Source organism: Embleya sp. NPDC050154, assembly GCF_044460165.1.
In the GTDB taxonomy this organism is placed as follows: domain Bacteria; phylum Actinomycetota; class Actinomycetes; order Streptomycetales; family Streptomycetaceae; genus Embleya.
Genome location: NZ_JBITJP010000029.1, coordinates 105,245 through 130,641, shown reverse-complemented (window position 1 = coordinate 130,641; position 25,397 = coordinate 105,245). Strand labels below are relative to the sequence as shown.

The window sequence follows — 25,397 nt, the reverse complement described above, 5'->3', positions numbered from 1 at the left end:
TCGCACAGCTCACAGCGTGCGGAAGGGGGCGTTCCGACGGCGGCGCGCACGACCCCACCCCGGTCCGGGACGACGAACGCCCGCCGACCGCGGGTGCGGTCGGCGGGCGTTCGTGATGTCTCGCCTATCAGACGTTGACCCCGAAGTCCTTGGCGATGCCGCGCAGGCCCGAGGCGTAGCCCTGGCCCACCGCGCGGAACTTCCACTCCGCGCCGTTGCGGTAGAGCTCGCCGAAGACCATCGCGGTCTCCGTGGACGCGTCCTCGGTGAGGTCGTACCGGGCGAGTTCCTTGTTGTCGGCCTGGTTCACGATGCGGATGAACGCGTTGCGGACCTGGCCGAAGCTCTGCTGGCGCGTCTCGGCGTCGTAGATCGAGACCGGGAAGACGACCCGCTCGACATCCGCCGGGACACCCGCCAGGTTGACCTTGATCGCCTCGTCGTCCCCCTCGCCCTCACCGGTGAGGTTGTCACCGGTGTGCTCGACGGAGCCGTCGGGGCTCTTGAGGTTGTTGAAGAAGACGAAGTGGCCGTCGGACGGCGCCTGACCACTTCCGTTGAGCAGGATCGCGCTCGCGTCGAGGTCGAAGTCCGTGCCGGTGGTCGTACGCACGTCCCAGCCCAGGCCGACCAGAACAGCGGTGAGGCCCGGAGCCTCCTTCGAGAGCGAGACGTTGCCGCCCTTGCTCAGGCTGACGCCCACGAGTCCTCCAAAGGTTCATGGAGCAACTGGTGCCCCGGAATTTTCGCCTACAGACGAGACAACGCGCCGATCCTAGTCATGAGTTCCTGACCGCCGGGAGTCTCGCCGCGGCATGGGTACCCCGACCCGGCCCGACCTACGCCCGAACCCGCCGGAGAACCCCCGACCGCGCCGAATCAGACGCTCGCGAGCGCCTTCAGGTACTCCGCCTGGTCCCGCGCGTCCGGGATCGCGTTGACCACGCTCCACTTGACCACGCCCTCCTTGTCGATGACGAAGGTCGCGCGCACGGCGCAGCCCTTGTCCTCGGCGAAGACGCCGTACGCCTGCGCGACCCCGCCGTGCGGCCAGAAGTCCGACAGCAGCGGGTACTCGTAGCCCTCCTGCTCGGCGAACACGCGCAGCGAGAACGGCGCGTCGCAGGACACGGCCAGGACCTGCACGTCGTCGTTCTGGAAGTTGGGCAGGTCGTCGCGCAGCGCGCACAGCTCGCCGGTGCACACACCGGTGAACGCGAACGGGTAGAAGACGAGCAGGACGTTCTTCTCACCGCGGAAGTCCGCGAGTCGAACGACCTCGCCGTGCTGGTTCTTGAGCTCGAACTCGGGGGCCTTGCTACCGATCTCGACGGCCATGATGCGCATCTCCTTGTCCCGGGCGGCGACGTCCGCCTCTCGGCGCGAGCCTAGCCGGGGGCTTCGGACGGGCTCGGGGCGGCCGGGGTGCGGCGTTCGGGCACCGGGCGAGCGGGCAGTATGCGGGCATGTCCTCGATCGAGATCGTGAGCGGCCCCTGGGGCACCGCCTCCATGCCCGCCCGAACGCAGCGCGAGCGGGCCCTCGCCGCGTGGGACGCCTTCCGTGACCTGGCCGCCCGGGTCGACCCGAACGCGCCGTCCCGGCTGCCGGGCTGGGACGGCCGCGCCGTGATCAGCCACCTCGCGTCCTGGCCGGACGCCCCGCTGCTGGCCCGCCTGCTCGCCGAGGCGAGCGGCCGACGGGCTCCCGACGCCGCCCCGATGAACCAGGACGACGTCAACGCGCACCTGGTCCGGGCACACCGCGACGCCGGTCTCGAGGACCTGTTGGCCGCGCTCGACGACGGCCGCCGGCGGCTGGCCGCCGCGTTCGACGCCACCGCCGCGGACCCGGAGTTGGCGCTCGCCCGCACCGGCTCACAGGTCGGCCCGGTTCCACTGCTCACCCAGTTCGGCGCGATCGCCTACGAACTGGCCGTACACGCGCTGGACCTGGCCCCGTGCGGCGCCGGCGAGCCCGCCCCCGAACTGCTCGACGCCGGGGTGCTGGCTCTGGCCGACATCACCGGCGCGCTGGCCGCCCGGCACGGAGTCCGGACCCGAACCGGCCTGGCGGTGCCCGGCGGCGGCTGGGGCTTCGCCGCGCCCGGCACCGACGGCATCGGCTGGGAGGTCTTCCCGCTCCCGCCCGGCCGGCCGAACCTGCCCGCCGTCGAGGCCCGCACCGCCGCCCTGCTCCTGGACGCCTCCGCCGGCCGCCGCGCCGCCCCCGCCCTGCTCGCCCGCCGCGACCTCAAGCCCCACAACCTGCCCGGCCTGCTCGCCCTGGCCCCGCTCCTGGACCACGTCCCCGGCCTCCCCGGCGGCCCCGCCCTACGCCTGACCGCCGGCGCCCTCACCAACGTCGCCAAAATAACCTCCCTACTCCCCACCCTGACCCGCCCCCGCCCCTAACCCAGCCCAGCCCACACACCCCCACACCTCACCCCGACCCCGACCCATCAACGCCCCGACCCAGCCCACCACCCCCGCCCCACCCCCGGCGCGTCAGCGCCCCCGACCCCGCCCCATCCCAGTGATCGACGCGCGAAGCGCGGAGAGCGGCGGAGCCGCAAGCGTGGGCTTCGTGCCCCGGAGCGAAGCGGAGGGACACGAAGCCCCGAGCGAGGCACCGCTTTTTCTTGGAGGAGCGAAGCGGGGGAAAGAAAAAGCGGTGCCTCGCGAGCCGGCGACGAAGTCGCCCAACAAAGCGGTGCCTCGCGAGCCGGCGACGAAGTCGCCCAACAAAACAGCAAGCCCCGCCCGGTGACCTTCATCACCGGCCGGGGCCGCATTCGTCTGCTTACCGCAGTGGCATCGGGTTACTTCTTGCCGCTGCGCACCGCCTTGGGCGACACCAGACGGGTCGCCGACCAATCCTTGACGGCGCCGAAGCTCGTCGTGCGGGCCAAGCCCGCCGTCGGCGCGGCCTCACCGATGTCCGAGGGTTCTACATATCCGTCACGGCCGGTCTTGGGGGTCAGCAGCCAGATATGGCCACCATCCGTGAGCGTGGCGAGGGCATCCACGAGGGTGTCGACGAGGTCGCCGTCGTCCTCGCGGAACCACAACAGGACGACGTCCGCGACGTCTTCCTCGTAGTCCTCATCGACGAGTTCGTTTCCGGTGAGCTCCGCGATCTCCTCGCGCAGCTCCTCGTCCACGTCGTCGTCGTAACCGAGCTCCTGGACCACCTGTCCGGGCTGGAACCCAAGTCGAACGGCCGAGTTGGCCCGCTCTTCCGCGTGGTCCGCGGTCGCGCTCACGAATTAACCTCCCTTGTCCGGCCCCACAACGCTTCGGGGCTCACGCGCGTAAGTCCACACGCGCCAGGCTGTTCGCGCAAGTACCCAGGTCACGTACTCGCGCAAACGCCACACCGCGCCCTGTGCGGAAGCTACCCCCGCCAGGTGTGGATCACGCAACGTATTCGAGGGTCCAGCGTGACAGACGAATGCTCACCAGGTCCGCCGGGGCCGTCCCGCGGCCGGGTCGGCGCCGCCTGCGGTCTCGATCACCGCGTCCGCGCCGGGGATCACCAACCCGGTGTGTCCGTCCTCGAACCGCACCACATACGGCGGTGCCCCGTCCGGCCCCCTGACCTCGACGATCTCCCCGAATCGGTCGCCTCGACCGACCGTCTTCCCGTGCACGTGGAGCCGGTCGCCAATTCGTGCCCGCATCGGCTGTGACCTCCTTCTCGAACGGGTGCGAAACCACTCACACCCCCAGGGAACTACGCCAGTGCGCCGCGCGTAAGACAGTCGGCGTAAGGTCTTGGAGGTTCACGGTTGCATCACCCCGCAATCGCGAACCGCCGCGTGGAGCGTCCGGCGACAGTCGGACGATCAGGGCAGCTCCGCTCCTTTCGCGGTAACCGAACACGGATCGAGCTCGGTACATGTGGCGCAGGCGGGCACCCCGCCGGTCCATTACCGGTCGGTAGAGATGACGGATCCAACGTCCGGGTACCACGATGGGGACGGCGCGACACCGCTCAGGGTGGTCGACCCCGCTCTCGCGGGGAGGGTCCCCATCTACCGATAAGGCGAAGGAACAGCGTGGCTTCCGGACGAGAGCGCTTCTCGATCATCAGCGACGGCCTCCCGAGCCAGCTCCCCGACATCGATCCGAACGAGACCGGGGAATGGCTGGAGTCGCTGGACGCAGTCATCAACGAGCAGGGCCGCCAGCGAGCCCGCTACATCATGCTCAAGCTGCTCGAACGGGCCCGTGAACGACAGGTCGGCGTGCCGGGCCTGCGCAGCACGGACTACATCAACACGATTGCCCCGGAGAGCGAGCCCTGGTTCCCCGGCGACGAGAACATCGAGCGGCGCATCCGTGCGTTCGTCCGGTGGAATGCCGCGATCATGGTGTCGCGGGCGAACCGCCCGGGGCTGGGGGTCGGCGGACACATCGCCACCTACGCGTCCTCGGCGAGCCTGTACGAGGTCGGCTTCAACCACTTCTTCCGCGGCAAGGACCACGGGGAGTCGGGCGACCAGATCTACTTCCAGGGACACGCGTCTCCGGGCATCTACGCACGTGCCTTCCTGGAGGGACGCCTCACCCAGGCCCAGCTCGACGGCTTCCGCCAGGAGAAGTCGGCCGCCCCGAACGGGCTGCCGAGCTACCCGCACCCGCGGATGATGCCGGAGTTCTGGGAATTCCCGACCGTCTCGATGGGCCTGGGCCCGCTCGGGGCGATCTACCAGGCCCGGTTCAACCGGTACCTGCACAACCGGAACATCAAGGACACCTCGCGCAGCCACGTCTGGGCCTTCCTCGGCGACGGCGAGATGGACGAGCCGGAGTCGCTCGGCAACATCGGCCTGGCCGCCCGTGAGGAGCTGGACAACCTCACCTTCGTGATCAACTGCAACCTGCAGCGACTCGACGGTCCGGTGCGCGGCAACGGCAAGATCATCCAGGAGCTGGAGTCGTACTTCCGCGGCGCCGGCTGGAACGTGATCAAGGTCGTCTGGGGTCGCGACTGGGACCCGCTGCTGGCCCAGGACACCGACGGCGCGCTCGTGAACAAGATGAACACGACGCCCGACGGCCAGTTCCAGACCTATGCGGTGGAGTCCGGCGCGTACGTGCGCGAGCACTTCTTCGGCGACGACGCGCGGCTGCGTCGGATGGTGCAGGACCTGACCGACGAGGACATCCAAAAGCTCGGTCGCGGCGGGCACGACTACCGCAAGGTCTACGCGGCCTTCAAGTCGGCACGTGAGCACGTCGGTCAGCCGACGGTGATCCTGGCGCAGACGGTGAAGGGGTGGACGCTCGGCCCGAACTTCGAGTCGCGCAACGCCACGCACCAGATGAAGAAGCTCACCAAGTCGGACCTGAAGGCGTTCCGCGACCGGCTCTACCTGCCGATCTCGGACGAGCAGCTCGAAGGCGACGTCCCCCCGTACTTCCACCCCGGTGAGAAGTCCGAGGAGATGGAGTACATGCGCGAGCGGCGTGCCGCGCTCGGTGGTTCGCTGCCGCAGCGGCTGGACCGCTCCAAGCCGCTCAAGCTGCCCGGCGACCCGGTCTACAGCGTGCTGAAGAAGGGCTCGAAGCAGCCGGTCGCCACGACGCAGGCGTTCGTGCGCCTGCTCAAGGACCTGATGCGCGACTCCGAGATCGGCAAGCGCTTCGTGCCGATCGCGCCGGACGAGTACCGCACCTTCGGCATGGACGCGATGTTCCCGACCGCCAAGGTCTACAACCCGCACGGGCAGACCTACGACTCGGTGGACCGTGAGCTGCTCCTGTCGTACAAGGAGTCGGCGCAGGGTCAGATGTTGCACGACGGCATCTCCGAGGCCGGCTGTGTGGCGTCGCTGATCGCCGCGGGCTCGACGTACTCGACGCACGGCGAGCAGATGATCCCCGTGTACGTCTTCTACTCGATGTTCGGGTTCCAGCGCACCGGCGACCAGTTCTGGCAGATGGCCGACCAGCTCAGCCGCGGCTTCGTGCTCGGCGCCACGGCCGGTCGCACCACACTGACCGGCGAGGGCACCCAGCACGCGGACGGGCACTCGCAGCTGCTGGCCTCGACGAACCCGGCCTGTGTCGCCTACGACCCGGCCTTCTCGTACGAGATCGCGCACATCGTCAAGGACGGTCTGCGGCGGATGTACGGCGAGAACGCCGAGGACGTCTTCTACTACATGACGGTCTACAACGAGCCCATCGCGCAGCCGGCGGAGCCCGCGAACGTCGACGTGGACGGCATCCTCAAGGGCCTGTACCTCTACCAGGACGGTCCCGCCAAGGAGGGCGCGCTGCGTGCCCAGATCCTCGCCTCCGGTGTCGGTATGCCGTGGGCGCTGGACGCGCAGAAGCTGCTCGCCGAGGACTGGAACGTGGTCGCCGACGTGTGGTCGGTCACGTCCTGGAACGAGCTGCGGCGCGACGCGGTCGCGGCGGAGGAGCACAACCTGCTCCACCCCGAGGCCGAGCCGCACATCCCGTACGTGACCCGAGTACTCGACGGCCGGCCCGGCCCGGTGGTGGCGGTCAGCGACTGGATGCGGGCCGTACCGGACCAGATCTCGCGTTGGGTCCCGGCGGACTTCGCGTCGCTGGGCACCGACGGCTTCGGCTTCGCCGACACGCGCGGCGCGGCCCGGCGCTTCTTCCACGTGGACACCGAGTCCGTCGTGGTGGGTGTGCTGTCCGAGCTCGCCCGCCGCGGCGAGATCGAGCCCGGCGTGGTCGCGGACGCGATCAAGCGCTACGAACTCCTGGACGTCAAGGCGGCCGGAGTGGGCACGGTCGGCGGCGACGCCTGATCGGCACGTAGTCCGGCCGCGGCCCCGATCCTTGCCCGGGATCGGGGCCGCGGCCGTTATTGCCGAGCCTTCGGGATCGCCCCGGGTCTAGACTCGCGGGGCCGGCCGCGGGACTTCGGCTGCGACTTTCGGAATCGCCTCTTAAGCGTCACTTCGCTGTTCGCGCCTCCATTCCCCGGCCGGCGTCAGCTTTCGTCCGGCCGAGGGGACGCGTGGTGGATCGCCGGGAAGTGGCGGCGTGCGAAGACGTGGTGATGTTCGTCAACGCCGCGGTGACCGCCACCGGCCAGCGCGAGTTCCGCGACGACGCGGACGCGCAACGGCTGTCGGTCGGGTTCCTGCACGAGTACATCGCGGGCAACTACCGCGAGCTGTACGCCGCCACCCTCGCGCTGGGCATCAACGACTTCAACGCCGCCCTGATCGTCCGGAACCTGCTCGAGAGCAGCCGCGACCTAACTCCCGAGGTGCGTCGCCGCGAGGGCGAACTGATCGCGCGCCGGCTGGAACTGATGGCCCCTCAGCGAGTCTGGAAGCTCTTTCGCGAGTTGGCCCGACGCGGCGTCAACAACCGCCGCACGCGCGCGATCATGCGCGAGTGGACGGCGGGCCGCCGTGATCCGGTCTTCGACGCCGTGAAGTACCGGACCGGGGTCAAGGCCACGCTTCGGCACGCACACCTGCGCACGCCCGCCGAGACCGGCACGTTCCTGTTCACCGCGCCCCGCAAGGTGGCGGCCTTCGAAACCCCGCTGTTCGAGACCTGGCGCCAGGCGCACTACGCGCAGAGCGCGCTGTACGAACTGCCGTACACCGTCGCCGAGGGGCTCGCGTCCAAGCACGGCATCAAGCGCGCGACGTTCCTGGAGCGGATCGCCCCGCAACTGACCCGGCTGGAGCGGTTGCGGTTGCAGGGCGCCGGCGAGCGGGCCGAGGTCGGCGCGGTGCGGGCCGACCTCTCCCGGATGCCGCTGACCCGGCTGGCGTCCTACGTGTTGTCCCTGCCGCGCGCCGATCGCACCGCCCGATACGACGAGTTGCGGCACGCGCTGACCGAATCCGCGCGGCGGGCGGCGGGAGACGCCGCGGGAACCTGGGGCCGGGTCGTCGCGGTGCTCGACGACAGCTTCTCCTCGTTCGGGTCGACCGCGAAGCGGCAACGGCCGCTGGCGGTTGCGCTGGCCTGCCGGTTCCTGTTGAAGGCGCTCGCCCGGGAGTTCACCGGCCTGTGGACCTCGGGGCTGCACGACCCGCTGCTGGTGCGACCGAGCGGGCCCACGCCGCTGGGCGAGCGGCTGATCGACGCGCTCGAACTGGCCCCGGACCGGCTGGTCGTGGTCTCCGACGGCTGGGACAACAGCCCGCCGGGGCTGGCCGCCGAGGTGTTGCGGGTGTGGCGCGAAAGGCTGGATCCGGGCGGGGCGACCACCGTGGTGCATCTCAATCCCGTGTACGACGCGGACGGCTTCGACGTCAAGCGGCTGTCGGCGAGCGTGCCGACGGTGGGTGTGCGCGACGCGGAGGACGTGCCGGCGCTGGTCGAGTTGGCCCGGTTCGCCGAGGGGCGGGCCGGGTTCGAGGAACTGCGGCACTACCTGACGGATCGTCAGGACCGATTCCGGGCCCGGAAGGCGGCGGTATGAGCGACACGTTCGCAACGACCGGCCTGACCGCCCGACCCGCACAGGTGTGGGGCGCGATCCGACTGGTGCCGCTGGTGCGCGAGGAGCCGCTGGTGGGCCTGCGGCTGGATCGGCGGGTGTACGGGGCCGGTGACCCCTCGATCGTCGACGTCGGCGACGGCACCTGCTACCAGGCCTTCATCCCGCACGCGTTCGTGGCGTCCTGGGGCACCGACGCCGACCCGTCGGCGGCGTTCGGCACCCAGCTCCAGGAACGGCCGGCCACGCCCTCGAGCGCGCGAATGCGGGCGCCTCGGCGGGCGTTGCGCCGGATGGCTCACCGGGAGAGCAGCAACCGGCTGCGTTTCCTCCCGATGCACCTGGCCATGGAGGGGTATCTCTCGTTGCACTTCGGCGGGCCGTCGATCGTGTGGGAGGAATGGACCGACCGGGCCGTGCGCAAGGGGTTGTCGCCGCGCACGGAGGAGGCGTTCTGCGGCTGTGTCGTGCGCGGTCTGGCCGACGCGCTCAAGGTGTTCGAGATCCATCGCGGGCAGTGCGGGGTCGCGCTGTACGTCGCGGACACGCTCGCGAGCGTGTTCGTGGTGCCGCACCCCGCCGACTACCGGGCCCTGCACACCACGCTGCTCGAGGATCTGTACGGCGAGGTGCTGTTCCACTACGCCAACTACGTCGAGGCGGTACCGGACTTCGTCGTGGCGATCGACGGCGAGCGGGTGTCCTCGCTCGCGAACCTGCGCCGCGAGGCGGCGGAACAGTCCCGCGCGTGGGAGCGGTTCCATCACCTGATGCTGGCCGGCCTCACCGGCGAAGGTGCCTACACGAGTGAATCGGTGTACCGGATGGGCTCGTTCGAGCTCACCCGGTTCCTGCCCTCGTTCCGACTCGACGAGGAGAACCACATCGGCGAGCGCATCACCCACGAGGACGGCCGGCTCGCGTACTGCAAGACGTTTCGGCTGTCCCCCGCGCAGACCCGCAGGGGCCACCTGCTCGCCAACCTGCGCGCGCACGAGTGGGATCTGGTCGCGACGGCGACCGCGTTGCACACCACGCCGTCCGAGTTGACCCGTCGGATCCGCGACTCGGGCTTCGAGGGGCTGCTCCGGCAACACGTGGTGGATCGCCTCGATCGCGACGGACGCCGCCGCGGCTGAGACCGCCCCGCGTCGGCGAGGCGGCCTCGGGCGTGTCTAGTCGCGGTCGTTGAAGGTGGCCGCCATGTCCGGGTACCGCGCGCCGGTGACCTGCCCGGCGATCGGCTCCAGCGCGGCCAGTTCGGCCTCGGTGAGCACCAGGTCGACCGCGGCCACGTTCTCCTCCAGGCGGTGCCGCTTGGTGGTGCCCGGAATCGGCACCACCGACAGGCCCCACGCTTGGGTGCGCGACTGCACCCACGCCAACGCGACCTGCGCAGGCGTCGCGCCGTGCGCCCGCGCGATCGCCCGCACCGGCTCCAGGATCGCCGCGTTCGCGGCGGCGTTGTCGCCGGTGAAGCGCGGCTGGAAGCGGCGGAAGTCGCCCTCGGGCAGCGTCTCCGCCGCGGCCCAGGCACCGGTCAGGAAGCCCCGGCCGAGCGGCGAGTAGGCGACCAGCGCCGCGCCCGCCTCGCGGGTGGCGGGCACCACGGAGTCCTCGATGTCGCGGGTGAACAGGCTCCACTCCGACTGCACGGCGGCGATCGGGTGCACGGCCGCCGCCGCGTGCAGCTCCTTCGCGGTCACCTCGGACAGGCCCAGGTGCCGGACCTTGCCCTCGCGCACCAGCTCCGCCATCGCGCCGACGGTCTCCTCGATCGGCACCCGCACGTCGCGACGGTGCATGTAGTACAGGTCGATCACATCGGTGCGCAGCCGGCGCAGGCTCGCCTCGGCGGCCCGCTTGACGTAGGCCGCGTCGCCGCGGATCTCGCGCACGCCCTCGGGCGAGATGTCGATCGCGAACTTGGTCGCGAGGGTGACCCGCTCGCGCCGGCCGCCCTCGGCGAGGAAGGCCCCGAGCAGTTCCTCGTTGGTGTGCGGGCCGTAGACGTCCGAGGTGTCGAACAGGGTGACGCCCAGGTCGAGCGCGCGTTCCAGGGTCGCCACCGACTCGCCGTGTTCGGCGCCCACGTAGAAGGCGCTCATGCCCATGCAGCCCAGCCCCTGGGCGAAGACCTCGGGACCGTCGTCACCCAGCCTGAGAGTGCTCGTCCTGTGAGTGCTCATCATCGTTACTCCGCTCCGCGTCCGCGTACATCTCGATCTTGTGGTCGATGACGAGCAGGCAGCTCTGGAGATCGCTGATCCGGTTGCGGACCTCCTCGCGGTGGTCCTGCAACAGCTCTCGGCGCGCGGCCCGGGTCTCGTCGCCCAGGCGGACCAGCTCCGCGTACCGGAGCATGTCCGCCACCGGCATCCCGGTCAGCCGCATCTTGCCGACGAACTCCAGCCAGTCGAGATCGTGGTCGCTGTAGCGACGCCGACTCCCCCGCCCGTTCCCGTCTCGTCCCGTCCCGGGGCCCTGCCGGCTCACGTGCCGCATCAGGCCGATCCGCTCGTACCAGCGCAGGGTGTGCGCGGTCAGACCGGTGCGGGCGACCACTTCGCCGATCGAGTACTTGCCGACCTCGTAGTCCTGCGGTGCGGTGACCTGCTGCGTGGCCGACATCGTTGAGCCTCCGGTGGGGAGCCCGCCCCGGTGGGGCGGGCACGACATGAACGCTACGGAGTTGGAGCGCACTCCAAGCAAGCACGAATCCTCACGCGTCGGTCAACCCGGCGTGCATCTCCCACACCAGCACCTCGGCCGGGCCGTCCGGGAAGGCGGTGATCCGCTGCCCCTGGGCGGCCGCCAGACGCACCGCGTCACCCGCCGCGAGCACACCGGCGCCCTCCAGCTCGACGATGCCGCGCGCGACGAACACGTGCGCGAACGGCGCGTCCGGCAGCGTCGCGGTGCCGCCCGCGGGCAGTCGCGCCACGTGCAGCGCGGCGTCCTTCTGGTGGATGCGGATCGCCGCGTCGTGCCCGGGCCGCCCGGACGCGATCGGCACCAACCCGCCGCGCTCGAGCTCGGCCCGCACGTCGCGCTGCTGGTAACCCGGCGTGATCCCGGTCTCGTCCGGCACCACCCACATCTGTACGAAGTGCACCGGCTCGGCCGAGCCGGCCGCGTCGTTCTTCTCCGAGTGCAGGATGCCCCGGCCCGCGCTCATCCGCTGGGCCAGCCCCGGATGGATGATCCCGTTGTGGCCCTCGGAGTCCTGGTGCACCAGGGAGCCGGAGAGCACCCACGTGACGATCTCCATGTCCCGGTGCGGATGCGTGTCGAAGCCGGTACCGGGCGCCACCACGTCGTCGTTGCTGACCAGGAGCAGTCCGAAGTGTGTGTTGTCCGGCGCGTAGTGCCGGCTGAAGGAGAAGCTGTGGTGCGAGTCGAGCCAGCCCGCGCGCGTATGGAAGCGGTCGCCGGCCCGGCGCACGTCGAAGGTGGTCATGCCGCTTTCAACCGCGGACCCGGCGCGTGCTGTTCCCGCGCCCGGTCCGGCCCGGGCCCCTCGGGTGCGGGCGGATCACCCGCAAACCGGCCCCAATCACCGAGGGTGAACAGCCCCGTTGATATCGTTCGCGCGTCGGCGGCCGGTTTGTCGCCGACGGCGTCGAACGCAGCGAAGTCCGGTGGGATCCCGGCGCTGTCCCGCAACTGTGATGCCCCGCCCCTCTCCAGGGTGCTCGGGGACAAGCCAGGTCGCCTCGTCCGCGCCGACGACATCGGCCTCGCAGGAGGGGCGATCCGTCTCCACGGGTCCCGACACCTGCCGTGTCCCGGGACCTGGAGTTTTCGTTGAGATCCGTACCCCTGCTTCGTTCCGCCGCCGCGCTGCTGCTCGGCGCGCTCGTCCTCACCGGGTGCGGTGACTCGGACGACTCGAAGGACGGGAAGCCCCAGGACACACCCGCGGCGGCCGGCGGCTCCACCGGGGCGGGTCCCGACGCCAAGGCCTTCCCGGCGACGGTGGACTCCGGCGGCACCAAGGTCACCATCGCGAGCGCGCCGAAGAAGATCGTCTCGCTGACCCCCACCGCCACCGAGATGTTGTTCGCGATCGGTGCCGGCAGTCAGGTCACCGCGGTCGACGACCAGTCGAACTTCCCGGCGAGCGCGCCCAAGACCAAGTTGTCCGGCTTCAAGCCGAACATCGAGGCGATCACCAACTACACCCCGGACCTGGTGGTCGCCTCGGACGACATCGACGGCCTGGTCGCGGCGCTGAACAAGCTCAGGATCCCGGTCGTGCTGACCCCCGCGGCCAAGACCTTCGACGACTCGTACGCGCAGCTCACCACGCTGGGCACGGCCACCGGCCACAGCCGGGAGGCCGGCGAGGTCGCGGCGAGGATGCGGACCGACATCGCGGGCATCGTCGCCGCGACGCCCAAGCCCGCGAGGCAGCTGAGCTACTTCCACGAGTTGGACAACACGCTCTACACCTCGACCTCCAAGACCTTCATCGGCCAGGTGTACGCGCAGTTCGGCCTGAAGAACATCGCCGACGAGGCGGACAAGGCCGGCACCGGCTACCCGCAGCTCTCCGCCGAGTACCTCGTGCAGGCCAACCCCGACCTGGTCTTCCTCGCCGACACCAAGTGCTGCGGCCAAAACGCCGACGTGGTGGCCAAGCGACCGGGCTGGGACACGGTGAACGCCGTGCGCAACGGCGGCGTGGTCGGGCTCGACGACGACATCGCCTCGCGCTGGGGGCCGCGCGTGGTGGACCTGGTCCGGGCCGTCTCCGGCGCGGTCACCAAGGCCGGCGCGACGCAGGGCTGACGGCCGGCTCGTGCGGGACCTCCTGCCCCACCGATCCCGACCGGCGGTACTGCCCCTGTTCTGCGCGGGCGTACTGCTGGTCGGCGTCGTCGTACTCGCGCTGACCGTCGGTGCGGCAGATCTGCCCGCGAGCGGGGTGGTGCTCGCACTGCTGGACAAGCTGCCGTTCGTGGACCTCGACCACGGCCTGTCCCCGGTCCAGTACGCGGTCCTGATGGACCTGCGGCTGCCCCGGGTGCTGGCCGCGGTGACCGTGGGCGGGCTGCTGGCCATGGCCGGCGCCGGCTACCAGGGCGTCTTCCGCAACCCGCTGGCCGACCCGTACCTGCTCGGCGCCGCCTCCGGCGCGGGCCTGGGCGCGACGCTGGTGATCGTGTACGCGGACGGCAACAGCGTGGGCGGGATCCCGGTGGTGCCGCTCGCCTCGTTCGTCGGCGCGATGGGCGGGGTGCTGCTCGCCTACGGACTCGGCACGAGCACGGGGCGCTCGGACGGCACCGCGAACCTGGTCCTGGCGGGGGTCGCGGTCGCCCAGTTCCTGGCCGCCGCGCAGACCTACGTGCAGTCCGCCAACACCGACGAACTGCGCCGGATCTACTCGTGGATCTTCGGCCGACTGTCCGGGATCGGCTGGGCCGACCTGCGGATGATCCTGCCGTACGCGCTGGTGAGCACCGCGGTGCTGCTCGTACACGGACGCCTGCTCGACGTCATGTCGGTCGGCGACGAGGAGGCCGCGGGCCTGGGCGTACGGGCCGGCCGAGTGCGCCTGGTGGTGCTGCTCGCCGCCTCCCTGGCCACCGCGTCGGCGGTCGCGATCAGCGGCCTGATCGGCTTCGTCGGCATCGTGGTGCCGCACATCGTGCGCCGCTTCGTGGGCGGCAGCTACCGCCGGGTCCTGCCCATGTCGCTGCTGTGCGGCGCGGCCTTCCTGGTGCTCACCGACCTGCTCGCGCGCACCCTCACCGCACCCGGCGAACTGCCGATCGGCGTGGTCACCGCGTTCGTCGGCGCGCCGTTCTTCGTCTTCGTGCTGCGCGGCACCCGCAAGGTGGACGTATGAGCGCCCGGTTGCTGCTGTGCGACACCGGCGTGGACCGCGACCGGGTCCCGGTCCTGCGCGGCGTGCACGCCGACGTCGAGCCGGGCGAGTGGCTCGCGGTGATCGGCCCCAACGGCGCGGGCAAGTCCACGCTGCTCAAGGCGGTCGCGGGACTGCTGCCCTATCTGGGCTCGATCAGCGTGGCCGGGCGCCCGGTCCGCGAAATGTCCCAGCGCGAACTCGGCCGCGGCATCGCCTACACCGCGCAGAGCCCGGTGGTGCCGGCGCAGATGCCGGTGCACGAGTACGTCCTGCTCGGCCGCACCCCGCACCTGGGCTATCTGGCCCGTCCCGGACGGCGCGACCGGGCGATCACCGACGAGGTGATCGAGCGGCTGGACCTGGGCCCGTTCGCCGGGCGGGACGTGGGCCGGCTCTCCGGCGGCGAGCGGCAACGGGTGGTGCTGGCCCGGGCGCTCGCCCAGCAGGCACCGGTGCTGCTCCTGGACGAGCCGACCACCGCGCTCGACCTGGGTCATCAGCAGCAGGTGCTGGAGATCGTGGACGGGCTGCGCCGCGACGACGGCCTGACCGTGCTCACCACGCTGCACGATCTGGGCGTGGCCGCGCAGTACGCGGATCGGCTGCTGATGCTGGTCGATGGGCGGCCGGTGGCGTCGGGGTCGGCCACCGAGGTGCTCACCCCCGAGTCGATCGCCGAGCACTACCAGGCTCGGGTGTCGGTCGACACCGGTCCGGACGGCCGCCCGCGGGTGCACCCGGTCCGCCCCGGGCACCTGGGCCGGGACACCGCCGAGGAGTCTCCGTGAGCACCCTGCCCCGCCCACGCGAGACGCCGGCCGCCTTGCTCTGCCCGCGAATCGTGTGGCGCGACGAGGACACCACCCGTCGCCCGGCCCTGCTGTGGCGGGCCGGCCCCGGTTGGCGCATGGCCTCCTCCGCACTGCTGGGCGGCGGCATCGGCGAACGCGCGTGGGTCCTCAACCTCCAGGTCCGCGCCGGCTACGACCGCATGGACCCGGTGACCCACCTGGAGGAGGTGGCCGCCCCACTGGATCTGACCGGCCCGGGCGTGGGCCTGATGACCGCCGCCGACGTCACCGCGTGGACACACGGCGCGGACGAGGGCGTCGAGGCGGCGGTGACCACCGGCATCGGCATCCCGACCTGGGCCGCCGACCCGGCCCCGGGCCGCCCCGGCGCACCCCCACCCGGCACGATCAACATCCTCGCCGCCATCCCCGCCCCCCTCTCCGACGCGGCCCTGATCAACGCGGTGGCCACCGCCACGGAAGCGAAGGTGCAGGCCCTGCTGGACGCCGGCTACGCCTGCACCGGAACCCCCTCGGACGCGGTATGCGTCGCGTCCCGCACCCCCACCCCCAACACCCCCACCGAACCCTTCGGCGGCCCCCGCTCCCTATGGGGCGCCCGCCTCGCCCGAGCGGTCTACACCGCCGTACTCCACGGCGCCCACACCGACCGCCACCGCAGACACCAAAATCCCCACGCCACGCCCACGCCCACATAACCGCCGCCCACCCCCCGGCGCGTCAGCACCCCCGACCCACCCCCACCCCAGCGATCGACGCGCGAAGCGCGGAGACCGGCGAAGCCGCAAGCTTCGACCCCCTGCCCCAGAGCAAAGCCCAAACCCCCGGCACGTCAGCGCCCCACCCCAGCGATCGACGCGCGAAGCGCGGAGACCGGCGAAGCCGCAAGCTTCGACCCCCTGCCCCGGACCAAAGCCCAAACCCCCGGCGCGTCAGCGCCCCCGACCCACCCCCACCCCAGTGATCGACGCGCGAAGCGCGGAGAGCGGCGGAGCCGCAGAACTTTGACTTCGTGCCCCGGAGCGAAGCGCAGGGACACGAAGTCACGAGCGAGGGGCCGCTTTTTCGCGGAGGAGCGAAGCGGGGGAGCGAAAAAGTGGTCCCTCGCGAGCCGGCGACGAAGTCGCCCAACAAACAGCAACGCCGCGGAACACGACTCCGGCCCACCACCCCGCGCCCCCACGACCCAGGCCCACCCCCCACGCCCCGCGCCCCCACCCCCACCCACGACACCCGCCCCGCCACCCCGCGCCCCGCCCCCACCCCCGCCCCCACCCCCACCCCCGAGCCGGCGACGAAGTCGCCCGACAAGCAGAGGATGATAGGCAGGTGAGTTCCAAGCCCGATTTGCGCGCCGCGACCGTCCGCCGGCTCGAGAAGTCCGCCGGCGCACTGGCCGGCGCCGCCCTGGCGAGGATGGACGAGGCGCTCCCCTGGTACCGGAACATGCCCGCCGACAACCGCTCTTGGATCGGCCTGGTCGCGCAGGCCGGCATCTCCGCGTTCACCGAGTGGTTCCGGCATCCGGAGACCCCGCAGAAGGTGAGCGCCGACGTGTTCGGCACCGCGCCGCGCGAACTGACCCGCACCATCACCCTGCCGCACACCGTGGAGTTGATCCGCACCACGATCGAGGTGGTCGAGGCCGAGATCGCCACCCTGGCCGCGCCCGGCTACGAGCAGGCGCTGCGCGAGGCGCTGCTGTTGTACTCCCGGGAGATCGCCTTCGCGACCGCGCAGGTGTACGCGCACGCCGCCGAGACGCGCGGCGCGTGGGATGCCCGACTGGAGGCGTTGGTCGTGCACTCGCTGCTGCGCGGCGAGGCCGACGAGGGCATCCTCTCCCGCGCCTCGGCCCTGGGCTGGGGCTCGCCGGACTCGGTCATGGTCGTGGTGGGCAACGCCCCGGACGCGGACACCCAGGCGGTCGTGGACGGCATCCATCGGGCCGGCCGACACGCCCGACTGAACGTGCTCACCGGCGTCCAGGGCGAGCGGCTCGTGGTGATCCTGGGCGGCACCGACGACCCGATCCGGGCCACCCGTTCGCTGATCGGCCAGTTCGGCCCGGGCCCGGTGGTGGTCGGCCCCGAGGTACCGGATCTGCTGGCCGCCGTCCGCTCCGCGCAGGCCGCGATGTCCGGACACCGCGCGTGCGTCGCGTGGCCGGACGCCCCGCGCCCGGTGTCCGCCGACGATCTCCTGCCCGAGCGCGCGCTCGCGGGCGACGAGGAGGCCAGGGACCAGTTGGTGGAGGAGATCTACATACCTCTGCACGCGGCCGGCTCCGCGCTGCTGGAGACACTCTCCGTGTACCTGGAGCAGGCGGCGAGTCTCGAGGGGGCCGCCCGGATGCTCTTCGTACACCCGAATACCGTGCGCTACCGGCTGCGACGTGTCGTTGACGTTACCGGACTCGTACCGACCGAGACGCGTTCCGCGTTCACCCTCCAGGTCTCGCTGATCCTCGGCCGGCTCGCCGCAATCGAGAGCTAGCCCGAACACCATTTGTAGGAAACCCACAAAGTCGCCATCGGATCTTCGTCCCTGCCGATAAGGGGCTCACACCCCTGGCAGGAGAGAGGCTTGACCTCGTGCTCGTACTCGTCGCTCCCGGACAGGGTGCCCAGACGCCCGGATTCCTCGCCCCTTGGCTCGACCTCGACGGTGTGGCCGATCGGCTGCGCTGGTGGTCCGCCGTCACGGGCCTCGACCTGATCCATTACGGCACCAAGGCCGACGCGGACGAGATCCGGGACACGGCGGTGGCCCAGCCGCTGCTCGTCGCCTCGGGTCTGGTGGCCGCCCTCGCGCTCTTCCCGCACCCCTCCGACGCCTATCGCGTGGTCGGCGCCGCCGCCGGTCACAGCGTCGGCGAGCTGACCGCCGCCGCCGGCACCGGGGTGATCACCGCCGAGTCGGCGATGACCCTCGTCCGCGAGCGCGGCAAGGCCATGGCCGCCGCGGCCGCCGTGACGCAGACCGGCATGAGCGCGGTGCTCGGCGGCACCCCGGAGGCGGTGCTCGCCAAGATCGCCGAGCACGGCCTGACCCCGGCGAACATGAACGGCGCGGGCCAGATCGTCGCGGCCGGCACCCTGGAGCAGCTCGCCGCGTTCGCCGCCGACCCGCCGGAGCGGGCGAAGGTGCGACCGCTCGCGGTGGCCGGCGCCTTCCACACCGAGCACATGGCGTCCGCGGTGAGCCGGCTCGCCGAGTTGGTCCCGGGTGTGACCGTGCGCGACCCGCGCACGCCGTTCATCTCCAACTCCGACGGCGCCGTGCTGCACGACGGCCGCGACGTGGTCAAGCGGCTGGTCACCCAGGTCTCCAACCCGGTGCGCTGGGACCTGTGCATGGAGACCATGAAGGACCTGGGCGTCACCGGGCTGATCGAGGTGGCCCCGGCCGGCACCCTGACCGGTCTGGCCAAGCGCGCCCTGCCGGACGTGGAGAGGGTCGCGCTCAAGACCCCGGACGACCTGGAGGCGGCCCGCAAGCTGGTCGAGCGGCACGGCAGCCCCAGCACGATCGACGCCTCGCCCACGTGGCGCCTGGTGGTCGCGCCGTTCAAGGGCATCGTCGAACTCACCGACGTCAAGGCGGGCGACTCGCTGATGCCCGGCTCCCGCGTCGCCACGGTGCGCTCGCACCGTGACGAGCAGACCATCACCGTCCCGCACGGCGGCACCGTGGTCGAGTGGCTCGTCGAGGACGGCGACCCGGTCGCGCCCGGCATGCCGCTGCTGCGCATCCACCCGCAGAGCTCGCTGTGACGTACGTCGTGACAGTCGCTCCGCACCCGGCCGCGAACCCACCCGGCCTCGAACCCGTACGGGAGGACCACGCGTGACCGCTACCATCACCCCCCGCGCCGGTGCCGCGCACGCGCGCATCCTCGGCGTCGGCGGTTACCGCCCGGCTCGGATCGTGCCCAACTCCGAGCTGGTGGACCGGATCGACTCGTCCGACGAGTGGATCCAGAGCCGGTCCGGGATCAAGACCCGGCGCTGGGCCTCCCCCGAGGAGACCGTCGCCGAGATGTCCATCGCGGCGGCCGGCAAGGCCCTCGCGCACGCCGGCCTGGACGCCTCGCAGGTGGGCTGCGTGATCGTCTCGACGGTCACCCACCTCAAGCAGACCCCGGCCATCGCGACCGAGATCGCGCACCGCCTGGGCGCGGGCGGCGGGCGGGCGGCGGCATTCGACGTCTCCGCGGCCTGCGCGGGCTTCTGCTACGGCGTCTCGCTGGGCAGCGACATGGTCCGCGGCGGCAGCGCCGAGTACGTCCTGGTGATCGGGGTCGAGCGACTCAGCGACCTGACCAACCTGTCGGACCGCGGCACCGCGTTCATCTTCGGCGACGGCGCGGGCGCCGTCGTGATCGGTCCCTCGGCCACGCCGGGCATCGGCCCGGTCGTGTGGGGTTCGGACGGTGCGCAGTCCGAGGCGATCACCCAGACCGTCGACTGGAACGACCTGCGCGAGGATCGCGAACAGGAATTCCCCACGCTCAAGATGGAGGGCCAGAAGGTCTTCCGCTGGGCCGTGTGGGAGATGGCCAAGGTCTGCGAGCAGGCCTTGGACGCCGCCGGGATCAAGGCCGAGGACCTGGACGCGTTCATCCCGCACCAGGCCAACATGCGGATCACCGATGCCATGATCAAGGCACTGAAGCTGCCCGCCGAAGTGCCGGTCGCCCGCGACATCGCCGAGAACGGCAACACCTCCGCCGCGTCCATCCCGCTCGCGATGGAGCGCATGCTCGAAAGCGGCGAAGCGGTCAGCGGAGGCACCGCCCTGATCATGGGATTCGGGGCCGGCCTCGTCTACGCGGGGCAGGTCATTACGCTTCCGTAGTCCCCCGTCGGTCGCCGCCGACCGGACGAGCAACATCAGCAGTACCCGTCACCGCAGAAGATTCGAATCAAGGAGCAACATGGCTGCCAGCCAGGAGCAGGTCCTCGAGGGCCTCGCCGACATCGTCAACGAGATCGCCGGCGTCCCGCAGGACGAGGTCGAGCTGGACAAGTCCTTCATCGACGACCTGGACGTGGACTCGCTGTCGATGGTCGAGGTCGTCGTGGCGGCCGAGGAGAAGTTCGAGGTCAAGATCCCGGACGACGACGTCAAGGGCCTCAAGACCGTCCGCGACGCGGTGGACTACATCGTCAAGGCCGCCGCCTAGGTCGAAAGCAGCGCCGGCCGTACCCCGGGCCGGACCCGCACCCGCGAGTCCGGCCCGGGCGGTCGCAGCACCACCGGCACCGGCACCCCAGCCGCCGGATCGCCCGAAACAACAGCGTGGGAGTGAGAAGACAGTGAAGTCGACCGAGCGCAACGACGCCGCGCGAACCGTGGTCGTCACCGGTCTGGGCGCGACCACGCCGGTCGGCGGGGATGTCGCGAGCACGTGGTCCGCGCTGCTCGCGGGCACGTCCGGCGCGCGGGCGCTGACCGAGGAATGGGCCGCGCAGTTGTCGGTCACCTTCGCCGCGCGCATCGCGGTCGAGCCGCTGGAGGTCATGCCGAAGGTCGAGGCGCGTCGCCTGGACCGCTCCGGCCAGTTCGCGATGATCGCCGCGCGCGAGGCCTGGCTGGACGCCGGCTACGCGGCGAAGAACACCGCGCCCGAGGACGCCCCGGACGCGCTCGTCGTGGACCCGATCCGCCTCGGTGTGGTCATCGCCTCCGGCATCGGCGGCGTCACCACCCTGCTCGACGCGTGGGACATCTTCAACGACAAGGGTCCGCGTCGCGTGGGCCCGCTCACCGTCCCGATGCTCATGCCCAACAGCCCGGCCGCCAACGTCGGCATCGAGTTGGGCGCGCGAGCGGGTGTGCACACTCCCGTCAGCGCGTGCGCCTCGGGCGCCGAGGCGGTCGCCTACGGCCTGGAGATGATCCGCTCGGGCCGCGCCGACGTGGTGGTATGCGGCGGTACCGAGGCCGCGATCCACCCGCTGCCGATGGCCGCCTTCGCGAACATGATGGCGATGTCCAAGCGCAACGACGAGCCGCAGCGCGCATCGCGCCCGTACGACAAGGGTCGCGACGGCTTCGTGATGGGCGAGGGCGCGGGCGTCCTGGTCCTGGAGAGCGCCGAGCACGCGGCGGCCCGCGGGGCCCGCGTGTACGCCGAGGTCGCGGGCGCCGGACTCAGCTCCGACGGCCACCACATCGCCCAGCCCGAGCCGACCGGCCGCGACATCGCCCGCGCGATGGCACTGGCCCTGGAGGACGGCGGCCTCGCGCCGGAGGAGATCGTGCACGTCAACGCGCACGGCACCTCGACCCCGGCGGGCGACGTCACCGAACTCAGGGCGATCCGCGCCACGTTGGGCGACGCGGCGGCCGACAAGGTCACCGTCACCAGCACCAAGTCGATGACCGGGCACCTGCTCGGCGGCACCGGCGCCGTCGAGTCGGTCGCCACCGTGCTCGCCCTCTACCACCGCACGGCGCCGCCCACGATCAACGTGGACGACCTCGACGACGAGGTGGACCTGGACATCATCCGGGGCGAGCCGCGCACGCTGCCCGACGGCGACATCGCCGCGCTCAACAACTCGTTCGGCTTCGGCGGGCACAACGTCGTCGTCGCCTTCCGCCGGTTCGGGTGACCCCCGGGCTTCTCGCGCTCGTCCGCGACGCGCGCCGCCGGGCGGCACCATGCCCGACGCGCGCGACGCGGCGGGCAGGACGGACCGTATACACGTGACCGTGATGGACAACCGACCCGGTGGCAAGGCCGCATCCGCGCCCGCCGCCAGGCCCACCCGTCCGCACCGCGACGACGACCCGCGCAACCCGAGGCTGCGGCTGCGCAACCTGGTGGATCCGGGCTCGTACGAGGAGATCTCCGCCTACGAGACCACCTCCGGCACCCTCGCGTGCGTCGGCACGATCAACGGCGCCCGGGTGGTCGCCTACGCCTCGGACCCCACCGTCCAGGGTGGCGCGATGGGCGAAGAGGGCTGCGCCATCGTGGTCGAGGCGTACGAGCGGGCGATGGCCGAGCAGGCGCCGATCATCGCGCTGTTCCACTCCGGCGGCGCCCGACTCCAGGAGGGCGTGGCCAGCCTGCACGCGGTGGGCCGGATCTTCCACGCGATGACCATGGCCTCGGGCCGGATCCCGCAGATCTCGGTCGTGCTCGGCGCGGCCGCCGGCGGCGCGGCCTACGGACCCGCGCTGACCGACATCGTGATCCTGGCGCCCGAGGGCCGAATCTTCGTCACCGGCCCGGACGTGGTCCGCTCGGTCACCGGCGAGGACGTCGACGCGCTGCGCCTGGGCGGCCCCGAGCCGCACGGCCGACGCAGCGGTGTGGTGCACGTGGTCGCCGATTCCGAGCAGGACGCGATCGACCGGGCCCGCGGCCTGGCCGATCTGCTGGCCAACCAGGGCGAGATCGACCCGACCGGCCTGGACTGCCGCGAACTGGGCGCGCTGCTGCCCGAGTCCGCCAAGCGGGCTTACGACGTGCACCCGGTGGTCGAGGGCCTGCTGGACGAGCCCGGCCAGGAACTGCACCCCAAGTGGGCGCCGAACATCGTCACCACGCTCGGCCGGCTCGGCGGGCGCACCGTGGGCCTGGTCGCGAACAACCCGCTGCGCCTGGGTGGTTGCCTGGACTCGGCGTCGGCCGAGAAGGCGTCCCGCTTCGTACGTATGTGCGATGCGTTCGGGGTGCCGCTCGTGGTGGTCGTGGACGTGCCCGGCTACCTGCCCGGCGTGGGCCAGGAGTGGGACGGCGTGGTGCGCCGCGGCGCGAAGCTGCTGCACGCGTTCGGCGAGTGCGTCGTGCCGCGCGTGACGATGGTCACGCGCAAGGCGTACGGCGGCGCGTACATCGCGATGAACTCGCGCTCGCTGGGGGCGACCCGGGTACTGGCCTGGCCGACCGCCGAGGTCGCGGTGATGGGCGCGGTCGCCGCCGTGCGCATCCTGCACCGACGCCGGCTCGCCGAAGTCCCGGACGAACTGAAGCCGCAGGTGGAGCTGGAGCTGGCGGCCGAGCACGAGAAGGTCGCCGGAGGTCTGGAGCGGGCGATCGAACTCGGCGTCGTGGACGAGGTGATCGACCCGGACGAGAGCCGGATCGCGATCGCGAAGGCGATCGCCGCCGCGCCGCGCACCCGCGGCGCGCACGGCAACATCCCGCTGTAGGTCCGAAGGCGGAGACGCGTGGGGCCCTTCCGGATGATTCGGAAGGGCCCCACGCGTCGGTATGTCTATACGTATGTCTTCTCCCCGGCTGCTCCGGCCGCCGCCCCGGGTCCACCGCCCGGGCTCAGACCACCTGGTGCAGCCAGCGCACCGGCGTGCCCTCCCCCGCGTAGCGGAAGGGCTCCAGTTCGTCGTCCCACGGCTTGCCGAGCAGCTTCTCCACCTCGGAGCGCAGATCGACCTCGCCGCGGGCGGCCCGACCCAGAACCGCGCGCAGCCGATCCTCGGGGATCAGGATGTCGCCGTGCGCCCCCGTGACGGCGTGGAAGATGCCGAGATCGGGGGTGTTGCTGTAGCGCTCCCCCTCGGCGTTGGCCGAGGGTTCCTCGGTGGCCTCGAAGCGCAGCAGGTGCCACCCGCGCAGCGCCGAGGCAAGGCGCGACGCGGTACCGGGCGCGCCCTGCCAGGACAGCTCGGCCCGCAACATACCGGGCGCCACCGGCTGGCGGACCCAGTCAAGACTCACGCGCACGCCAAGAACGCCCGCTGCGGCCCACTCGACGTGCGGGCACAGCGCACGCGGCGCGGAGTGCACGTACAGAACTCCACGTGTCGTCACCGGGACCTCCAGGCTTCAAGGACGAGGTTCGCCTTCCCCAGCGGCCTCAACCCTTGTCTCGGACTGCCTGTTCGAATCCCGGTCTTCCATTGTGCCCCACAGACCACGGATGTACCACAGGCACCAGTTGCTGTCCGTAATCACATGTGGGCAATTGTCCGATGTGAAGGAACAATTCGTTACTCACCGTCTCGGAATGGTGAGCCACTGCACTCAACGTGCCCGGCCGTCGACAACGCCACTCCCGGCTTTGTCGGCCTTCACACGAAGGAGTGACGTACCGTCGATGGACATCGTCGTGTCGATGCTAGGGGTCGGGAGGGGCGGCGTGGGCGGGAAACGACGAGTAGGGGTGGTCACCGCGACGATGGTCGCGACGCTGTTGGCAGTGTCCTCGTGCAACGACTCGGGTGGCGGCGACGCCGCCGCCCCGGCCGCGGTCGGCGGTAAGCCGGCGGCCGAGCCGAGCGGAAGGCAAACCGGGAAACCGGGCAACCCGACCTCGGCCGAACAGCCCAACGGGAAGGCGATCACCCCGACACCGGACGCGCCGGCGACCGCGACCGCACCACCCCGACCGCGCTCGATGGCGGCCCTGGGCGACTCGATCACGCGCGGCTTCGACACGTGCTCACCGCTCCAGGACTGCCCGGAGAAGTCGTGGGCCACCGGCACCTCGGCCGACGTGAACAGTCACGCCAAGCGGCTGGGACTGCCCGCGGACGCCGTCTTCAACAACGCCGAGACCGGTGCCCGGATGTCGGATCTGGCCGGCCAGGCCCGCAAGGCGGTCCAGGAGCGGGCCGAGTACGTCACGATCCTGATGGGCGCCAACGACGCGTGCCGGCGCTCCGAGGCCGAGATGACCTCGCCGGGCACGTTCGAGAGCCAGTTCCGCGACGCGCTGGACGTACTGCGCGAGGGGCTGCCGCGCACGCGCGTCCTGGTGGTCAGCGTGCCGGACCTGGGTCGCATGTGGGAGACCGGTCACGACGAGATGATGGCCCGCGCGGTGTGGTCGATGGCGAACGTGTGCCAGTCGATGCTGGAGGATCCGCAATCGGCCAAGCCCGCCGCACTGGACCGCCGGCAGCGGGTGCGCGACCGGGTGACCGCCTTCAACGCCAAGCTGCGCGAGGTGTGTTCGACCTGGTCCAACTGCCGCTACGACGGCGGTGTGGTGAACACCCAGCGGTTCGGGAAGAACGACGTCAGCCACTGGGACTGGTTCCACCCGAGCGTGGCGGGTCAGCGCACGCTGGCCGAGGTCACGTCACGCCAGGGATATACATGGGGATAGCCCGTACGAGTGATTTCCCTCCCGGAATCCCCGGTGGGCCCGCTAAGCTCTCACTCGACTACGGAAAAGAGTCGCTCGACGACACACAGCGACGAAGCCAAGCGACGAAAGCTTACGATCGAGACATACGACGTGGGACACGCACAACGGGACGCCGAC

23 protein-coding genes are annotated in these 25,397 nt (G+C 71.3%); 15 read left to right on the top strand and 8 right to left on the bottom strand.

Annotated features, from left to right (window positions below; translation table 11 throughout):
• Window positions 1-127 precede the first annotated feature (127 nt).
• Window positions 128-703 (bottom strand): TerD family protein, encoded by a 576-nt coding sequence (locus ACIBSV_RS41900; protein WP_395872739.1) that lies wholly within the window; start codon window positions 701-703, stop codon window positions 128-130.
• A gap of 176 nt (window positions 704-879) precedes the next feature.
• Complete coding sequence (locus ACIBSV_RS41895) at window positions 880-1,338, bottom strand: peroxiredoxin (RefSeq protein WP_395872738.1); 459 nt, start codon at window positions 1,336-1,338, stop codon at window positions 880-882.
• Window positions 1,339-1,466: 128 nt separating this feature from the next.
• Here ACIBSV_RS41895 and ACIBSV_RS41890 point away from each other — a divergent pair, with 128 nt between their 5' ends.
• A complete protein-coding gene (locus tag ACIBSV_RS41890) occupies window positions 1,467-2,414 on the top strand; it encodes a maleylpyruvate isomerase N-terminal domain-containing protein (RefSeq protein ID WP_395872737.1) in 948 nt (315 codons plus the stop codon).
• A gap of 407 nt (window positions 2,415-2,821) precedes the next feature.
• Here the strand turns inward: ACIBSV_RS41890 and ACIBSV_RS41885 are convergent, their stop codons facing one another.
• Window positions 2,822-3,265, bottom strand: a complete 444-nt coding sequence (locus ACIBSV_RS41885) for a DUF3052 domain-containing protein (protein ID WP_026217985.1) — start codon at window positions 3,263-3,265, stop codon at window positions 2,822-2,824.
• 192 nt (window positions 3,266-3,457) lie between these two features.
• Window positions 3,458-3,682, bottom strand: a complete 225-nt coding sequence (locus ACIBSV_RS41880) for a DUF1918 domain-containing protein (protein ID WP_395872736.1) — start codon at window positions 3,680-3,682, stop codon at window positions 3,458-3,460.
• A gap of 378 nt (window positions 3,683-4,060) precedes the next feature.
• Here ACIBSV_RS41880 and aceE point away from each other — a divergent pair, with 378 nt between their 5' ends.
• The 3 genes from aceE to ACIBSV_RS41865 all read left to right on the top strand — a co-directional run bounded on the left by aceE (window position 4,061) and on the right by ACIBSV_RS41865 (window position 9,596).
• On the top strand, window positions 4,061-6,796 hold the full coding sequence (aceE, locus tag ACIBSV_RS41875; protein WP_395872735.1) for a pyruvate dehydrogenase (acetyl-transferring), homodimeric type: 2,736 nt from the start codon (window positions 4,061-4,063) through the stop codon (window positions 6,794-6,796).
• A 254-nt stretch (window positions 6,797-7,050) separates the two neighbouring features.
• Window positions 7,051-8,439, top strand: coding sequence for a hypothetical protein (locus ACIBSV_RS41870; RefSeq protein WP_395872758.1), 1,389 nt, complete (start codon window positions 7,051-7,053; stop codon window positions 8,437-8,439).
• Complete coding sequence (locus ACIBSV_RS41865) at window positions 8,436-9,596, top strand: ARPP-2 domain-containing protein (protein ID WP_395872734.1); 1,161 nt, start codon at window positions 8,436-8,438, stop codon at window positions 9,594-9,596. Before ACIBSV_RS41870 ends, ACIBSV_RS41865 begins: the two co-directional genes overlap by 4 nt.
• A gap of 36 nt (window positions 9,597-9,632) precedes the next feature.
• Here the strand turns inward: ACIBSV_RS41865 and ACIBSV_RS41860 are convergent, their stop codons facing one another.
• The 3 genes from ACIBSV_RS41860 to ACIBSV_RS41850 form a co-directional block, all read right to left on the bottom strand.
• On the bottom strand, window positions 9,633-10,646 hold the full coding sequence (locus ACIBSV_RS41860) for an aldo/keto reductase (protein ID WP_395872733.1): 1,014 nt from the start codon (window positions 10,644-10,646) through the stop codon (window positions 9,633-9,635).
• Window positions 10,609-11,088 carry a MerR family transcriptional regulator gene (locus tag ACIBSV_RS41855; RefSeq protein WP_395872732.1) on the bottom strand — a complete coding sequence of 160 codons (480 nt, stop codon included), beginning with the start codon at window positions 11,086-11,088 and terminating at the stop codon, window positions 10,609-10,611. Before ACIBSV_RS41855 ends, ACIBSV_RS41860 begins: the two co-directional genes overlap by 38 nt.
• A gap of 91 nt (window positions 11,089-11,179) precedes the next feature.
• Window positions 11,180-11,917, bottom strand: a complete 738-nt coding sequence (locus tag ACIBSV_RS41850) for a pirin family protein (RefSeq protein WP_395872731.1) — start codon at window positions 11,915-11,917, stop codon at window positions 11,180-11,182.
• Between the two features lie 347 nt (window positions 11,918-12,264).
• Between ACIBSV_RS41850 and ACIBSV_RS41845 the strand changes: the two genes are divergently transcribed.
• The 10 genes from ACIBSV_RS41845 to ACIBSV_RS41800 all read left to right on the top strand — a co-directional run bounded on the left by ACIBSV_RS41845 (window position 12,265) and on the right by ACIBSV_RS41800 (window position 23,319).
• Window positions 12,265-13,251, top strand: coding sequence for an ABC transporter substrate-binding protein (locus ACIBSV_RS41845; protein ID WP_395872730.1), 987 nt, complete (start codon window positions 12,265-12,267; stop codon window positions 13,249-13,251).
• A 10-nt stretch (window positions 13,252-13,261) separates the two neighbouring features.
• On the top strand, window positions 13,262-14,314 hold the full coding sequence (locus ACIBSV_RS41840; RefSeq protein WP_395872729.1) for a FecCD family ABC transporter permease: 1,053 nt from the start codon (window positions 13,262-13,264) through the stop codon (window positions 14,312-14,314).
• Window positions 14,311-15,123: an ABC transporter ATP-binding protein gene (locus ACIBSV_RS41835; protein ID WP_395872728.1), complete on the top strand. Its 813-nt coding sequence runs from the start codon at window positions 14,311-14,313 to the stop codon at window positions 15,121-15,123. The genes ACIBSV_RS41840 and ACIBSV_RS41835 overlap by 4 nt, the downstream gene beginning before the upstream one ends.
• Window positions 15,120-15,845, top strand: coding sequence for an adenosylcobinamide amidohydrolase (locus ACIBSV_RS41830; protein WP_395872727.1), 726 nt, complete (start codon window positions 15,120-15,122; stop codon window positions 15,843-15,845). The genes ACIBSV_RS41835 and ACIBSV_RS41830 overlap by 4 nt, the downstream gene beginning before the upstream one ends.
• Before the next feature lie 631 nt (window positions 15,846-16,476).
• Window positions 16,477-17,643: a PucR family transcriptional regulator gene (locus tag ACIBSV_RS41825; RefSeq protein ID WP_395872725.1), complete on the top strand. Its 1,167-nt coding sequence runs from the start codon at window positions 16,477-16,479 to the stop codon at window positions 17,641-17,643.
• A 98-nt stretch (window positions 17,644-17,741) separates the two neighbouring features.
• Window positions 17,742-18,923, top strand: coding sequence for an acyltransferase domain-containing protein (locus ACIBSV_RS41820; RefSeq protein ID WP_395872723.1), 1,182 nt, complete (start codon window positions 17,742-17,744; stop codon window positions 18,921-18,923).
• A 73-nt stretch (window positions 18,924-18,996) separates the two neighbouring features.
• The gene (locus ACIBSV_RS41815; RefSeq protein WP_395872721.1) at window positions 18,997-20,007 is read left to right on the top strand and encodes a beta-ketoacyl-ACP synthase III; all 1,011 of its coding nucleotides are present in this window, start codon (window positions 18,997-18,999) and stop codon (window positions 20,005-20,007) included.
• 79 nt (window positions 20,008-20,086) lie between these two features.
• On the top strand, window positions 20,087-20,335 hold the full coding sequence (locus tag ACIBSV_RS41810) for an acyl carrier protein (protein WP_395872719.1): 249 nt from the start codon (window positions 20,087-20,089) through the stop codon (window positions 20,333-20,335).
• Between the two features lie 133 nt (window positions 20,336-20,468).
• The gene (gene fabF / locus ACIBSV_RS41805; protein WP_395872717.1) at window positions 20,469-21,770 is read left to right on the top strand and encodes a beta-ketoacyl-ACP synthase II; all 1,302 of its coding nucleotides are present in this window, start codon (window positions 20,469-20,471) and stop codon (window positions 21,768-21,770) included.
• 103 nt (window positions 21,771-21,873) lie between these two features.
• Window positions 21,874-23,319 carry an acyl-CoA carboxylase subunit beta gene (locus ACIBSV_RS41800; protein ID WP_395872757.1) on the top strand — a complete coding sequence of 482 codons (1,446 nt, stop codon included), beginning with the start codon at window positions 21,874-21,876 and terminating at the stop codon, window positions 23,317-23,319.
• Between the two features lie 124 nt (window positions 23,320-23,443).
• Here ACIBSV_RS41800 and ACIBSV_RS41795 read toward each other — a convergent pair whose 3' ends face one another.
• The gene (locus tag ACIBSV_RS41795) at window positions 23,444-23,938 is read right to left on the bottom strand and encodes a DUF3145 domain-containing protein (protein ID WP_026218798.1); all 495 of its coding nucleotides are present in this window, start codon (window positions 23,936-23,938) and stop codon (window positions 23,444-23,446) included.
• 328 nt (window positions 23,939-24,266) lie between these two features.
• On the opposite strand from ACIBSV_RS41795, the gene ACIBSV_RS41790 reads away from it, so the two are divergent.
• Window positions 24,267-25,238 carry an SGNH/GDSL hydrolase family protein gene (locus ACIBSV_RS41790; RefSeq protein WP_395872715.1) on the top strand — a complete coding sequence of 324 codons (972 nt, stop codon included), beginning with the start codon at window positions 24,267-24,269 and terminating at the stop codon, window positions 25,236-25,238.
• The last annotated feature ends 159 nt before the right edge of the window (window positions 25,239-25,397 follow it).

Excerpts from the sequence above, each read along its gene's own strand:
- ACIBSV_RS41895 (WP_395872738.1), bottom strand. The coding sequence starts at position 1,338 with ATGGCCGTCGAGATCGGTAGCAAGGCCCCCGAGTTCGAGCTCAAGAAC.
- ACIBSV_RS41890 (WP_395872737.1), top strand. The coding sequence starts at position 1,467 with ATGTCCTCGATCGAGATCGTGAGCGGCCCCTGGGGCACCGCCTCCATG.
- ACIBSV_RS41880 (WP_395872736.1), bottom strand. The coding sequence starts at position 3,682 with ATGCGGGCACGAATTGGCGACCGGCTCCACGTGCACGGGAAGACGGTC.
- ACIBSV_RS41870 (WP_395872758.1), top strand. The coding sequence starts at position 7,051 with ATGTTCGTCAACGCCGCGGTGACCGCCACCGGCCAGCGCGAGTTCCGC.
- ACIBSV_RS41865 (WP_395872734.1), top strand. The coding sequence starts at position 8,436 with ATGAGCGACACGTTCGCAACGACCGGCCTGACCGCCCGACCCGCACAG.
- ACIBSV_RS41860 (WP_395872733.1), bottom strand. The coding sequence starts at position 10,646 with ATGAGCACTCACAGGACGAGCACTCTCAGGCTGGGTGACGACGGTCCC.
- ACIBSV_RS41855 (WP_395872732.1), bottom strand. The coding sequence starts at position 11,088 with ATGTCGGCCACGCAGCAGGTCACCGCACCGCAGGACTACGAGGTCGGC.
- ACIBSV_RS41850 (WP_395872731.1), bottom strand. The coding sequence starts at position 11,917 with ATGACCACCTTCGACGTGCGCCGGGCCGGCGACCGCTTCCATACGCGC.
- ACIBSV_RS41835 (WP_395872728.1), top strand. The coding sequence starts at position 14,311 with ATGAGCGCCCGGTTGCTGCTGTGCGACACCGGCGTGGACCGCGACCGG.
- ACIBSV_RS41810 (WP_395872719.1), top strand. The coding sequence starts at position 20,087 with ATGGCTGCCAGCCAGGAGCAGGTCCTCGAGGGCCTCGCCGACATCGTC.
- ACIBSV_RS41800 (WP_395872757.1), top strand. The coding sequence starts at position 21,874 with ATGGACAACCGACCCGGTGGCAAGGCCGCATCCGCGCCCGCCGCCAGG.